Origin of the sequence: Chryseobacterium sp. IHB B 17019 (assembly GCF_001456155.1) — a bacterium.
Classification (GTDB): domain Bacteria; phylum Bacteroidota; class Bacteroidia; order Flavobacteriales; family Weeksellaceae; genus Chryseobacterium.
This window is the reverse complement of the sequence record NZ_CP013293.1, coordinates 944523-958327: the sequence shown is the minus strand read 5'-3', so window position 1 is coordinate 958327 and position 13805 is coordinate 944523. Positions and strand designations below refer to the sequence as shown.

Here is a 13805-nt window from a genome sequence, read left to right as displayed (position 1 = left end):
ATTGATAAAAAAAACCAAAATCTTTTGTAAAACAATTGTAAAATAAAATTAAATTATTGATTTTTAAAATATTATGAATTTACCAGCATAATACATTTCTTTTACAAGCGCTACAGGAATTTCACGTCTAATTTTACTTCAACAAAAAAATTAAACGTATGAGAAAATTCATATTACTGATCGCTGTATCAAGTACATTTATTATGTGTAAAAAAGGAGAAGCCGCAACATCTCAAATTGAAAATGCGGTACAGTCCGCCGACAGTGCGGTGTCTGCTGCGTCCGAAAAAGTAGGTGATGTAAGTGATAAAGCCAATGCAGCCCTGGATTCAGCCAATGTAAGGATTAAAGAATTTGAAAACACAAAAAATGATGTAAAAGACAAGATTGAAAACACATCAAAAATCATCGATTCTTTATCAGAAAAAATTTCATCCGTAAAGCTGGAAACAAAAACAGAAAAGAAAGATTCAGCTAAAAAAGAAGAAAAAATTATTGTAAATGTTCCGGCCCCGAAAGTGATTAAGGAAACGAAAATTGTTTACAAAGACAAGCCTAAAAAAGAAAATTATGAACTGAATGTTCCGAAAAATAAATTATTAAAAACAGGAACTCTGGAACTGACCGTTGATGATGCCGAAACTGCAAAAGAAATTGTAAAGGAAGAGGTTTCAAAATATGATGGTATCGTAAGAAGTGAAAATATTTCATTAAATAATAATGATAAGAAAATAGCTTATCTTAAAATTAAAGTTCCTATTCAAAAATTTGATTATTTGATGGAAGAGTTAAGCTACAATCTCGGTAAAGTTGAAAACAAAAGTATCGAGCTTTCCGGGCAGGATTTTGTACAAAATACCATGTGTGAAGTTGATATTACTCTGTATGGAAGGGATGGAGAGTATGCAGAAAGCAAAGAACCCAAAACATTCGGTGACAAATCTTTTGCCGCTATTTCTTCAGGCTGGAATGTCATCACTTCGATTTTCCTTTTTATTCTTCCACTTTGGCCGTTATTTTTAATTGCAGGGATTGGATATTACTTTTATAAAAAGAGAAACAAAAACACGTCTGATAATAAACCTGACTAATTATTTATCAGCTTTCTGACAATTTTATTTTTAATAATATTTTAATCAAAACCCCGTTTTTAGAAAAAATATTATTTATAATTTCGGTTAAACATTAAAAAATTTGAATATCATTTTTTAACTAAGCTCAAATAATTCCATCAAAGAATAAACAATATATAATATTTTGTGGTTCGTGTGTAATGTAAAAGGCTCTCATCCGAGAGCCTTTTACTATTTCATATTGACTATTTTATCTACGACATACTTTGTGTTTCCTCTCCAGGGCAAAGCTCCTTTGTATTCTTTGTAATGAAGATCGAAAGTTTTTCCACTGTTCATTTCCAATTGTTTGAAAACCTCAGAATCTGAAACGGAAAATTCAAATTCATAGCTTGTAATACTTCCGGTTTTTCCCCTTCCGAAACCTTCCTGAATCAGCTTGCCTTCATAAGTTTTGAAAACGTACCCTTTTTTGATGGCATAATTCAGGTATCCGGATTTTACTCCTTCTCCGAAAACGAAGAAATATTTATACCAGACAAATACTCCTAATAAAAGAAATACTATACCCAGCGTGATCCACAAAGATTTTTTCATGATAAAATGTTTTAGCTTATTTTGAAATACTTCTGGAAATCACAATTTTCTGGATTTCAGAAGTTCCTTCATAGATTTGGGTGATTTTCGCATCCCTCATCATTCTTTCTACGTGATATTCTTTTACATATCCGTATCCACCGTGGATCTGTACTGCTTCAATCGTTGTATCCATCGCCACTTGAGAAGAATATAACTTTGCCATAGCCCCAATTTCGGAAATATCTTTTCCGGCGTCTTTTTCTACAGCCGCTTTGTAGCAAAGCATTCTTGCAGCCATAATTTGAGTTGCCATATCGGCTAATTTGAAAGCAATAGCCTGGTGATTGATAATTTCAGTTTTGAAAGCTTTTCTTGTTTTAGCATATTTTAAAGCCAATTCATAAGCTCCTGAAGCGATACCTAAGGCCTGAGAAGCAATACCGATTCTTCCTCCGTTCAGTACAGCCATCGCAAAATTGAATCCGAAACCATCTTCCCCGATTCTGTTTTCCTTCGGTACTTTTACGTTGTTGAAGATCAAAGAATGCGTATCACTTCCTCTGATTCCCAACTTATCTTCTTTTGGGCCGATTTCAAAACCTTCCCATCCTCTTTCAACGATGAATGCGTTGATTCCTTTATGTTTTTTCTCAGGATCCGTTTGTGCAATGACGATATAGTAAGACGCTGTTCCACCGTTTGTGATCCAGTTTTTGATACCATTCAAAAGGTAATAATCTCCTTTGTCTTCCGCAGTAGTTTTCTGGGATGTAGCATCAGATCCGGCTTCAGGCTCAGACAAGGCAAAAGCCCCGATTACCTGTCCGCTTGCAAGAGGAGTAAGGTATTTCACCTTTTGCTCTTCAGAAGCGAATTTTTCAAGTCCTGCACATACCAATGAATTGTTTACAGACATTACAACAGCTGCAGAAGCATCAATTTTTGCAATCTCCTCCATCGCCAAAACATAAGAAACGCTGTCCATTCCTGCGCCACCGTATTTAGGATCTACCATCATTCCCAAAAGTCCCATTTCACCCATTTTCTTTACCTGTTCTGCAGGAAACTTCTGGTCGCGGTCCCTCTCGATTACTTCCGGTAATAATTCGTTCTGCGCAAAATCCCTTGCCGCCTGCTGAATCATCAGCTGTTCTTCTGATAAATTAAAGTCCATAAAAATTGAATAATTAGATGGTCGCTAATTTACACTTTTTGAGCAAATCTGGAAATAGAATTGGAAGTTAGAACTTAGTAATTAAAAATTAGCAGATTAAAATAAATTTTAATGAATAATAATTATATTCAAATCTCCATATCAACGCCTTTGTATTATCTTTTTTCTAATTATCCGGGTGAAAATGTGATTTCCTACTAACTTCTAATCAAAAAAATTCTTATATTTAAAATTCCTTTAACTATACTTAAAAAAATCATGACAATCAAAAGATTATTCGATATACCTCATTATGCTTTAGAAAATTATCCCAAGGCGGATATGTTTGTTACCAAATATCATGGCGAATGGAAAAAAACTTCGACGCAGGAGTTTATTAATGAAGGAAATAAAATATCAAGAGGACTTTTAAAACTAGGTATAAAACCTGGAGATAAAATCGCTTTAATTACCACAAACTCCCGTACAGAATGGGCAATTATGGATCTTGGGCTTTCACAGATCGGGGTAGTTTCCGTACCTGTTTATCCAAGTATTTCTGCGGAAGATTATGAATTTATCTTTAATAATGCCGAAATCAAATACTGCTTTGTGTCCGATAAGGATCTTCTAAGCAAAGTGATGAAAGTAAAGCACAATATCCCGTCATTACAGGGCATATTTACCTTTGAACAGATTACCGGAGCCGCCAACTGGAAAGAAATCCTTGATCTCGGAGAGGATGATTCTACCCAAATCGAAGTGGAAGATCTAGCCAATACCATTAATCCTGAAGATCTGGCGACCATTATCTATACTTCAGGAACTACAGGAAAACCGAAGGGCGTCATGCTGACCCATCACAATATTGTTTCCAATGTATTAGGCTCAATGCCGAGAATTCCGAAGAAAAAAAGTCTTGATTATAAGGATACCAGAGTATTGAGCTTCCTTCCGATCTGCCATATTTTCGAAAGAATGCTATTTTATCTTTTCCAATACAACGGTTTTTCGATTTACTTCGCTGAAAGTATTGAAAAAATGGGTGAAAATGTGAAAGAGGTGAAACCACATTACATGAGTGTCGTTCCAAGGCTTGTGGAAAAGGTTTATGATAAAATTTATGCAACAGGCTCATCTGCAGGAGGTTTAAAACAGAAAATATTCTTCTGGGCATTAGATTTAATTTCTAAAAAGAAAACCGTTTCAAAGCCTTCAGGATTGCAGGAGATCATTGCTGATAAACTGGTGTTTAAAAAATGGAGAGAAGGTTTGGGAGGCGAAATCATTACATTGGTTTCCGGATCTGCAGCTTTGTCTACAAGATTAAATTTAATGTTTCAAAATGCCGGAATCCCTATTCTTGAGGGATATGGACTGACAGAAACTTCACCCGTAATTTCAGTAAACAGCTTTGAGAAGATAAAAATCGGGACCGTTGGCTTGCCATTAGATAATCTGGATGTGAAAATTCAGGAAGATGGCGAAATAACAGTAAAAGGACCATCCGTTTTTAAAGGTTATTTTAAAAATGAGGAAATGACCAATGAAACATTTACAGAAGACGGCTACTTTAAAACCGGAGACATCGGACATGTTGATTCAGAGGGATTTTTACAGATCACAGACCGTAAAAAGGAAATGTTCAAAACATCCGGAGGAAAATATATTGCTCCCCAGACAATTGAAAATTTAGCTAAAGCTTCAAAGTTTATTGAGCAGATCATGGTAGTAGGCGATGGAGAAAAAATGCCAACTGCATTGGTACAGCCTGATTTTGAATTTGCAAAAAGCTGGGCCATGAGAAATAATTTAAGCATCGGCTCAACGCCACAGGAAATCGCAAAAAGCCAGGAATTAAAGGAAAGAATCAAAAAGGAAATTGACGATATCAATGAACATCTCGGACACTGGGAGCAAATCAAAAAAATTGAATTGACCCCTGAAATCTGGAGTATTGAAGCAGGACTTTTAACACCTACTTTGAAGCTTAAAAGAAAAGCAATTAAAGAGAAATTCATTGATCTTTACAACAAGATGTATGATCATCAGGGATAAAATAGAGCCGCTTCAATTTTGGAGCGGTTTTTTTATTTTTAAAGATTGATTACTTGCATGCTAATTCTCTTGATTAATTACACAAACTAAAAACGGTACTTTGTCATCTTAAAAGGATCTAAATTATGATGTTAAATTGCGTTATTGATATCCTTTCAGGATGACAAACATATCGCCATAACTTAATAAAAAGTGCATAAAAAAAGCTGCTTCAATAGAAACAGCTTATATTTTTAAAAAACGGTAATTAAATTAAAATTTAATCACAGATTTCATTCTTTCGTTTTCTTCCATTACCAACTCATCGTCAACAAGGATTTTTCCTGAATGCTCATCAATAATGATTTTCTTTCTCTGAGCGATTTCCATTTGTTTTTGTGGCGGAATTGTGAAGAATGATCCTTTTGGAGCACCTCTTTCCAATCCTACTACTGCAAGACCGTTTGGAGAGTTTGTTCTGATCCTGTTGTAAGAAGCTATTAATCTCTCGTCGATTTTAGCTGCATATACTTTAGATTGCTCAATTAAATATTCTTCTTCTTTCTGAGTTTCAGAAATCAGACCGTCCAATTCTTCTTTTTTGAATTTCAGGTGATTTTTAAGCTCATCGATTTTTGTGTTCAACTCGCTTAAAGTTTCGTTTTTGTGTCCGATTTTAGCACCGAATTCTTTAATTCTTTTTTCAGCTAATTGAATCTCAAGTTCTTGATATTCAATCTCTTTACTCAACGCCTCAAATTCTTTATTGTTTCTTACATTATCTTGTTGAGATTTGTATTTTTCAATTAAAGCTTTTGCGTGGTTGATTACCTCATGCTTTGTTTTGATCTGATCATCCTGATCTTTGATATCTGCATGAAACTTTTCAGCTCTTTTTTCAAGACCTTCGATTTCAATCTCAAGATCCTCTACTTCGATTGGCAACTCTCCTCTTGTATTTCGGATTTCGTCCAATCTAGAATCAATGATCTGCAAATCGTATAAAGCTCTTAACTTCTCTTCAACTGAAATATCGTTGGTTTTTGCCATATTTTAAATGAAATAATTTACCGGGTTTGTTTTCTCAATAGATTTTGAGATTGCAAATGTACTAAATTTTTGTGATAATATTTCAAATAATTGTTGAGTCACAAATTGTTCTGACTCAAAATGCCCTATATCACAGATCAGCATTTTTGCTTCAGCAAGGAAAAAATCGTGGTATTTCACATCTCCGGTAAGATACGCATCACATTTCCTGGAAATGGCAGACCGTATTCCACTGGCTCCGGAACCACCTAAAACCCCTACTCTTTTAATTTTTTTATTATTAAAATCAGAATGCCTGATTACTTCGAGATTGAATTTTTCTTTCACAAATTTAAGGAAATACTTCTCCTCCATCGGCTCTTCAAAATCGCCGTACATTCCCAGCCCAGAATATTGATTGGAATTATCCAGACTGTAAATCTGATGGGCAACTTCTTCATAAGGATGCGCATTTTTCATCGCCGAAACAATCTGACCTTGTTTATAATCTTCAAAAATTACGGAAATCATGTCCTCATCAGCGTTTTCACGAATATTTTGCTGACCTGAAAAAGGATTTGAGCCTTCTATCGGGCGGAAAGTCCCGTTTCCATTGATAGTAAAGCTGCATTCGTCGTAAAAACCGATGTTTCCGGCTCCGGCTGAGAAAAGTGCCTCCCTTACTTTTTCGGAATGATCTTTTGGAACGAAAACCGTTAATTGCTTTAGATTATTTTTTTTAGGCTGAAGAATCTTTACATTTTTCAATCCCAATTGATTACAGATTCCCCAGTTTACCCCAAAGAAATCATTATCAAAAGCAGTGTGAATGGCATAAATTGCGATTTTGTTTTCGATTGCTTTTAAAACTGCCCTTTCAACATAGTTTTTCCCTGTTAAAGATTTTAACCCTGAAAAAATAATCGGGTGAAAACATACTATCAAATTACAGTTTTTTTGAATGGCTTCATCCACTACATTTTCCAACGCATCGTGACAAACCAAAATACCGCTCACATCACGATCCCATGATCCGCACAGCAATCCTACATTGTCAAAATCTTCTGCCTGATGTATTTGTATTCTTTCTTCAATCTTTGAAATAACAGTTCTAAGCTTCATTAAATAATATTTGTAGTTTTAGCGAAGATATTAATTTTTATTGAGGTTGAGAAGGAAGGAAGCTGGAAGATCGAAGATGGAGGTTAGATGATTGAGAATAGAATGGATTAGATATAAAAAATGAGCCGTTTTCAGGCTCATTGTCATAAAAAAAAACTAAGTTGAGAATATTAATCTTTAAACAGAGAGACTCTGGTAAAAGAATCTATTAAAACATTACAGCTGGAATCTGATTCCAGAAAAAGCTGATATCCTCTTCCCGGATCAAGACTTGCTGCATCTGCAATGGTATAGAAGTAAAAAGTAAGCAGGTTTCCGACTCCGCTGGAACCACTTGGTACAAACTGAATTGAAGTAATCTCAAAATTTGAATCAGGGTTTCTGAAAGTAGCCTTAATCGAGCCGGAAGAATTGTTACCAGGAGTAACATTGGCAATAAGCCTCCAAACATGCACTTGTCCTAAAATATCGTTCTCTCTCCATTTTCCCGTAGCCAAAGTATAGATATTGGCGGTCAGCCCCGGAAAAGGAATTGTAGTTTCGGGCCAGCTTGTCGTAGGGCTCGCTGCGAAAACCAGCGGCGCAGTGTATACAACCTGTTGCCGAGGTCCATAGCCGCTTCCTGAGGCTGCTAAGTTAAGAGAAGGCTTTACATTTGCGTTTCCAGAATTCACTTTGACAACGCCATCGTTGCCTGCCTGAGAAGATGTGGTAACAAAAAGCTGTCTCCAGATAGAGCCATCCCAATACTGGAAGGTATTGGAAGTGGTATTGAAGATAAGTGTACCATTGGTAAGACTTGGGTTGACAACACCTGCAGGAGGGACTGTAAGCGGGTCATTATCTGCTAAATTAGTATTTCTGTCTGCATCTGTGAGACGCGGGATTAAAATCCCTTTCTGATTTGAATTGATATCCAATACTGATGCTCCGTTCGGAGTGGTAGTGTTGATCCCAACTTGAGCTGACAAAAGACTGCACACGAAAATCGGGATCGTTAATGTAAAAAATTTTATCATGATGTTAGTTTTGTAGAATAAAAGTACAGTCTTTAAGTTAAAATATGTTAAAAAAAATATTTTTATATGTCTTTTTTTATTCGTAAATTTACATTAATTAAGTCACTGAAAACCATTACTTTAAACTGTAATAACTCCACTATAAATGAATTAAAAAACCTTTAACATTTATAGAATATACCTACCACAATAATTATATCACTAATTCATTAAAATTATTAACTTAGATGTGAAATAAATAAAACCCGAATGGAAAGAGAACACAACCTTGTTCCCGAAGATGCGCTGTGGAAAAGACACCTTTATAGAATAATTTATCGCTCCGATACAAAGCTCGGAAAGCTGTTTGATATCATCCTGCTTTCTTTAATTCTCCTCAGCACCTTCATTATTCTGATGGAAAGTGTACCGAAGCTGGACAAAAAGTTCCATTATACTTTCATTATCATGGAGTGGATCATATCCGTTGTCTTTACGGCTGAATATTGGTCCCGGATCGCGGTTGTGAAAAATAAAAAAAATTATATTTTCAGTTTTTTCGGGATTATTGATTTTTTGGCGCTGGTTCCTTTTTATCTAAGCTTAATTTTTCCGGTTACGAAATATTTCCTGATTTTCAGGATGCTGAGAATGCTGAGAGTTTTCAGGGTTTTCAACCTTATGGATTTTATGAACGACGGTTTCGTCATTGTACGGGCTTTGAAGAACAGTTCAAGAAAAATTTATATTTTCCTTTTATTTCTGATTATCTTTTCAGTGATTGTCGGTTCTCTGATGTTTATGGTGGAGGGCGGCCGACCGGGATTTGAAACAATCCCTCAGGCGATTTACTGGGCGGTTGTTACGGTAACTACCGTTGGGTACGGTGATGTTTCTCCTATAACTCCAATGGGGAAGTTCTTTGCGGTGATTCTAATGCTGGCCGGTTATTCGATTATTGCGGTCCCGACGGGAATTGTAACGGCCGAAATGAGAAACAAAAGACAAAACCTGGAAAAGATCTGTGACAGATGCGGAAATGAAGATATTGATGATGATGCACGTTATTGCAAACAGTGTGGCAAGAAATTAGCTTAATATCAAATATCAATTTAATCTATTAACTAAATACCGCAAAATCATGGAACCAAGAAAGAAAAACAAACCTAGCACTTTAGTAGTTATACTCTTCTCTTTAATTGTATTAATGGTGATCATTTATTTTATTCTGGTAACCTTTTTCCCTGGAGTTTTCTCAAGCCTTAATACCGGTGACCTTCAGCCTGTTCAGGATAAATAATTTTAAAATAAAAACACAGCTTTAGTGTTCAAAAAAAAGACGGCCAATTCAGCCGTCTTCTTTTATTTAATTTTTAAACTTTTTAAAATAATTCAATGTTGAATTCAATTATTTTTTAATGGTTTTAATTGTCTGCTTAGAACCGTCTTTCATCATAAGCGTTACTAAATACATTCCTTGTTTTAGTTCTCCCAAACGAAGCTCTGATCCAGGGTTATCAATTACTTTCATCAATCTTCCTGAGATATCAGAAATTGCTACTGATTTCACATTCGCTGCGTCTGAAATATTCAATACATCAGTGAATGGGTTTGGATAAAGTTTAATTGTATTTTTAGTTGCCTGTACATCAGAAGTTGCTAAAACACCTTTTGTAATATTAATGCTAAATGTTCCTTCCAGTTCGTCTGACCATCCGCTGTAGTGTCCTACATTCACATAATAAGTATTTCCTGAAAGCGTAGGGATAGAAACAGTTTCAGCTTGTCCTTGTCCCGTGTCATCCACTGTGTCTTCACAAGATAAACCATTGCAGCTTCCACTGTAAACCCCGATCTGAGAGTCAAAATCACTACCTGCAGGCGTTGTAACCGTGATATTGAAAGTATCACCATCACCAACGAATGTGAACCATGTTCCGTCATTCATTTCGTTGCTGCATGCAGTTATCATTCCGGCGTTGTTGGTAGCACCTCCTCCATCGTTTTGTGCATAAGTATAAGGGAAAGTAGTAGCAGCCAAAGCACCGAAACACTCGTCATTTGCAGGTGGCGCCGGCAATGTTCCGATACAGATATCAAAACTTTGGTTACTTCCTGTGTCAGAATAGCTGTAAACTCTTACCCAATATGTTTCACCTACCGTAAGGCCTGTCACCAATCCTGAAGGAGGATCTGAACAGAAGATGCTTGATAAAGCTCCACATCCTCCGCTGAAAACCTGGAAGTAAGTATCCGTGTCATCAGGATTCGTTCCTACAGACTGAATATTCAGAAGAGAAATTTTATGAGTAGTAGCCGTTGCCACGAATTTATACCAAATATCATCATCAGGCGTTCCGTAACAAGGATCAGGAACTGTTCCTGAATCTGTAGCGCCAATTGTGTAACCCGAAGTTACCGTTGTACAGTTTAAGTCCGGGTTTACCGTTAAGGTAGTCGCTGTGGCACATTCGTCATTTGCAGGTGGTGGCGGTGCTGATGTAAACATTAGCTCCGTACAGCCTGAAGACTCACCTCCTGTTCCTACTGCTGTTATTTTCAAATAAAGTAATGTATTCGGAGTAAAAGGTGTTGTCGGTGTATAGCTGTTGGTAGCAACAGAAACCTGATTGGCAACATCCGTTCCGCCAGGAGTAGTACCAATGGAAACTTTATAGCTGGTAGCACCTGAAGAATTATTCCATGTAATTGTAGGTGATAGTGGAACAAAAGTAGCGTTGTTTGCAGGATACGTAATCAGCGGACATGCAGGAATCGGGTTAGGAGCCAATCCTAATATAGAAACCACCGATTTAAAGTTGACCAGATTTCCATCTGAAGAAGGTGGGGAAGCAGGATCCGGATTCGTGTAGTCATTTTTATAGTAAAGCGTAGAATTCTGAGCACCAGGATAAACATACATTGCCTCATCATACAAGTTGTCATCATATCCTGCAGAATTTTCTTCTGCCGCAATTACCAGATTGGAAGTGTTGTTATACGCAAAAGGCGTTGCAAAAGTAATCTCCACCACTCCATTTGCATTAGTTACAGTTCCTGAAAACACCTGTGTAAGCTCTGATAAAGGGATCCAGTCTGTGTCTGATGTGAATGATGTTTTTGTTGTATGTCCCAAATAGACCACCCATTCTGAAGAGTTTGCAATAGACAGAGTGGGGTCTAAATAAAACTTGAGCCCGGTAATGTTACCAGCTGCATTCGCATTGACTTCCTGTTTTGTGAAAATCTGCTGAACGTACGAATAACCATAATAGGTACTGATTGGAGCCTCTCCAACTTCAGTGCTTCCTGTGCCCAATTCTATTTGGGCAGAAAGGGTCATACTTAAAAATAATAAGCATGATAGTAGAAATCTTGTCATAAACTAATATATTTTGTTGATTGAATGCTAAATTAACAATAAAGTTTCGATTTTGGCATTAATAATTCCACTTTTTTATAAAAAAATAGCGACTGAAAAATTAGCCGCTATAATCATTTATAGTATGTATTAAAACTTATTTTTTAATTGTTTTTATCGTTTGTCTGGAACCGTCTTTCATCTCTAAAGTTACCAGGTACATTCCTTGTTTTAATTCGCCTAACTGAAGCGCAGATCCCGGATTCGGAATAGTTTTTACCATTCTTCCTGAGAAATCTGTTACTAAAACATTCTTCACATTAGCAGCATCAGAAATATTTAATATATCTGAGAATGGGTTTGGATATACTTTAATATTATTTTTAGAATCCTTCACCTCATTTGTAGCCAGAATAGAAGCATCATAAGCTGAAACCTGGAACTGACCGTCTACCACAGAGCTGTTGCTCCATCTCCATACACTGATCAATAATGTTGATCCCGGAGTCAAGCCTGTTAAAACAAGTTTTGAGAAGTTTGCATCCCCGTTGTCGTCATCACATCCTGCTCCTGTAAGAGCACCACAAGATCCTGTAAATGCATTGATCACCGAATCCGAATATCCTGAACCTGCAACCCCTTTCGTCTCAATTGTAAGATTACCTGATGCAGGCACTACTACAGAATACCAAACGTTATTATTAGCATTTGTCTGGCAAGACAATGGAGTTTCATCCGTTGTTGAACCGCTGTTTGTTCCTGTAATCGCATTAGAATCAAAAGTAGATCCTACCGTTAAAGCAACAGGCGTGCTACAGTTATCATTTGTAACGGCCGTCGAGAATAGATACGGTCCCGCCCAAGCACTTTGATCCGTACCACTGCATTTTGATCTCACCCACACATAATATGAAGTAGAAGGCGCAAGAGCTGTCATTACTTTTGAAGTCCCGGTAATATTGGTATAGCTAGGTGTTGTTGTAGCTGTTGGTGCAGTAGCACTTGTACTGTAGTAAAGCTCGTAACCATTTGCAGGAACGGTTGCCGGAGCCATCCATGAAGCTTCCGCCTGCGTTGTAGTAGCATTTGATACAGTAACTGCAGTAGGTGCAACACATGAAGGAGGAGCCACAACATTAAGTGTGAAATCCACATAATTGCCATAAGGAGCAGGACCGCAGTTCGTCACCGCACCTGATTCCGATTCCCCTACCCTTACTCTGTAAGAACCCAGAGCCTGACCGGCAGGAATAGTCATCGTTCCTGTGTTAGTTGCCGCATACGTAGTTGTTGCCAATACTTCTTCTCCTGCATCATTAAAATCAAGATCGTTATTCCAGTCTACCCAGATATAGAAATAGCATGTTGAGCTTGTAGAATTTGCCAAAGAATAATTGAAAGATCCTCCCGGAAAACTTGACAATATTGTAGAAGAATTATTTACATAAGCCGAATATGAATTTGCGGTATACATTAAATTAGACAAAGCCCCCGTCGTGCTGATTGTCTTCAAATAATAGGAAGTAGAACTGCTTCCCCCGGTAGGCACACAATATCCCGTAACAAAAGATCCGGCCTGTGACCATGCGCTTTTGTCAACAGTAGTACAAACGGATCTTACCCAAATATAATAAACCGTATTCTGAGCTAAGCTTCCAAGGCTTTTAGTTGTTGAAGCTGACGTTCCTGTTGCAGGAGTCGCAGCCGTAGGGTTGGTACTTGAAGTTGACAGGTAATATTCATATCCTGAACCCGGTACCGAAGTCGGGGCCGTCCATGAAACATCAGCCGTTGTCAAAGTAATATTAGATGCAACAGGGTTTGTTGGAGGCAGACAAGTTGGAGCCGCACCCTGAGAAACCGTTACATCATCAAAATAAACATAATTGTCCGAAGTGCTTAATGCTGATTTAGCTTCAAATCTCAAATAAACATCTCCCGAAGAAGGCACTCCTGAAATTACAGCCGATTTTGTAGCACAAGATGCCGAAACAACATGTGAATTACTGTCAATAGTATACGCAGTAGTCCAAGGACCTGAACTGGAAGTTGACCATTGTAAATTAATCAATCCGAAATCCGCCGAAGTAGCGCCTGTAGTATTACTGGAAAACTGAGTTACTTTATATGAAAAGCCAACCGTAAGATCTCCGCCGTTGGTTCCCGTAAGTGCCGGTGAAACCAGATAGGAAGATCCTGCATAATAATTATTGGCTCTTGCACTTCCGGCACCGTTACATGGTGTAGTCGCAGAGTTGCTGAAAGAACCCGAACCACTTGTTGTCCAAGATCCCATGCCTGTAGTATCCCAACCGTAGGTGTAGGATATTTGTGCTGATGCTCCCATTCCGAGAGCTACCATGCACGCGAGTAGAAATTTTTTCATGCTTAGTTAAATAAAATTAGGGTGATAAATGTATAAATAATTTCAATCAAAAATGTTAAAAATTCAT

General features: G+C 37.2%; 11 protein-coding genes. 4 read left to right on the top strand and 7 right to left on the bottom strand.

Annotated features, from left to right (window positions below; genetic code table 11):
* Positions 1-158: 158 nt before the first annotated feature.
* On the top strand, positions 159-1091 hold the full coding sequence (locus ATE47_RS04415) for a DUF4349 domain-containing protein (RefSeq protein WP_062160818.1): 933 nt from the start codon (positions 159-161) through the stop codon (positions 1089-1091).
* A 213-nt stretch (positions 1092-1304) separates the two neighbouring features.
* Here ATE47_RS04415 and ATE47_RS04410 read toward each other — a convergent pair whose 3' ends face one another.
* A complete protein-coding gene (locus ATE47_RS04410) occupies positions 1305-1670 on the bottom strand; it encodes a hypothetical protein (protein WP_062160817.1) in 366 nt (121 codons plus the stop codon).
* Between the two features lie 16 nt (positions 1671-1686).
* A complete protein-coding gene (locus ATE47_RS04405; protein ID WP_062160816.1) occupies positions 1687-2826 on the bottom strand; it encodes an acyl-CoA dehydrogenase in 1140 nt (379 codons plus the stop codon).
* A gap of 258 nt (positions 2827-3084) precedes the next feature.
* On the opposite strand from ATE47_RS04405, the gene ATE47_RS04400 reads away from it, so the two are divergent.
* Positions 3085-4863, top strand: coding sequence for an AMP-dependent synthetase/ligase (locus ATE47_RS04400; RefSeq protein ID WP_062160815.1), 1779 nt, complete (start codon positions 3085-3087; stop codon positions 4861-4863).
* 252 nt (positions 4864-5115) lie between these two features.
* On the opposite strand, the gene ATE47_RS04395 is transcribed toward ATE47_RS04400, so the two are convergent.
* The 3 genes from ATE47_RS04395 to ATE47_RS04385 form a co-directional block, all read right to left on the bottom strand.
* Positions 5116-5892 (bottom strand): zinc ribbon domain-containing protein, encoded by a 777-nt coding sequence (locus ATE47_RS04395; RefSeq protein WP_062160814.1) that lies wholly within the window; start codon positions 5890-5892, stop codon positions 5116-5118.
* A gap of 3 nt (positions 5893-5895) precedes the next feature.
* Positions 5896-6993, bottom strand: coding sequence for a Nif3-like dinuclear metal center hexameric protein (locus ATE47_RS04390; RefSeq protein ID WP_062160813.1), 1098 nt, complete (start codon positions 6991-6993; stop codon positions 5896-5898).
* A gap of 170 nt (positions 6994-7163) precedes the next feature.
* Positions 7164-8012 (bottom strand): hypothetical protein, encoded by an 849-nt coding sequence (locus ATE47_RS04385; RefSeq protein WP_115981827.1) that lies wholly within the window; start codon positions 8010-8012, stop codon positions 7164-7166.
* A 249-nt stretch (positions 8013-8261) separates the two neighbouring features.
* Here ATE47_RS04385 and ATE47_RS04380 point away from each other — a divergent pair, with 249 nt between their 5' ends.
* On the top strand, positions 8262-9089 hold the full coding sequence (locus tag ATE47_RS04380) for an ion transporter (protein WP_062160812.1): 828 nt from the start codon (positions 8262-8264) through the stop codon (positions 9087-9089).
* A gap of 43 nt (positions 9090-9132) precedes the next feature.
* Positions 9133-9291, top strand: a complete 159-nt coding sequence (locus ATE47_RS19205) for a hypothetical protein (RefSeq protein ID WP_181898033.1) — start codon at positions 9133-9135, stop codon at positions 9289-9291.
* 108 nt (positions 9292-9399) lie between these two features.
* On the opposite strand, the gene ATE47_RS04375 is transcribed toward ATE47_RS19205, so the two are convergent.
* Together ATE47_RS04375 and ATE47_RS04370 are read right to left on the bottom strand one after the other, a co-directional pair.
* Positions 9400-11373 carry a T9SS type A sorting domain-containing protein gene (locus ATE47_RS04375; protein ID WP_082632501.1) on the bottom strand — a complete coding sequence of 658 codons (1974 nt, stop codon included), beginning with the start codon at positions 11371-11373 and terminating at the stop codon, positions 9400-9402.
* A 136-nt stretch (positions 11374-11509) separates the two neighbouring features.
* Positions 11510-13738, bottom strand: coding sequence for a GEVED domain-containing protein (locus tag ATE47_RS04370; protein ID WP_082632499.1), 2229 nt, complete (start codon positions 13736-13738; stop codon positions 11510-11512).
* Between the last annotated feature and the right edge of the window lie 67 nt (positions 13739-13805).

Coding starts and splice junctions, on each gene's coding strand:
- ATE47_RS04415 (WP_062160818.1), top strand. CDS start 159: ATGAGAAAATTCATATTACTGATCGCTGTATCAAGTACATTTATTATG.
- ATE47_RS04410 (WP_062160817.1), bottom strand. CDS start 1,670: ATGAAAAAATCTTTGTGGATCACGCTGGGTATAGTATTTCTTTTATTA.
- ATE47_RS04405 (WP_062160816.1), bottom strand. CDS start 2,826: ATGGACTTTAATTTATCAGAAGAACAGCTGATGATTCAGCAGGCGGCA.
- ATE47_RS04400 (WP_062160815.1), top strand. CDS start 3,085: ATGACAATCAAAAGATTATTCGATATACCTCATTATGCTTTAGAAAAT.
- ATE47_RS04395 (WP_062160814.1), bottom strand. CDS start 5,892: ATGGCAAAAACCAACGATATTTCAGTTGAAGAGAAGTTAAGAGCTTTA.
- ATE47_RS04390 (WP_062160813.1), bottom strand. CDS start 6,993: ATGAAGCTTAGAACTGTTATTTCAAAGATTGAAGAAAGAATACAAATA.
- ATE47_RS04385 (WP_115981827.1), bottom strand. CDS start 8,012: ATGATAAAATTTTTTACATTAACGATCCCGATTTTCGTGTGCAGTCTT.
- ATE47_RS04380 (WP_062160812.1), top strand. CDS start 8,262: ATGGAAAGAGAACACAACCTTGTTCCCGAAGATGCGCTGTGGAAAAGA.
- ATE47_RS19205 (WP_181898033.1), top strand. CDS start 9,133: ATGGAACCAAGAAAGAAAAACAAACCTAGCACTTTAGTAGTTATACTC.
- ATE47_RS04375 (WP_082632501.1), bottom strand. CDS start 11,373: ATGACAAGATTTCTACTATCATGCTTATTATTTTTAAGTATGACCCTT.
- ATE47_RS04370 (WP_082632499.1), bottom strand. CDS start 13,738: ATGAAAAAATTTCTACTCGCGTGCATGGTAGCTCTCGGAATGGGAGCA.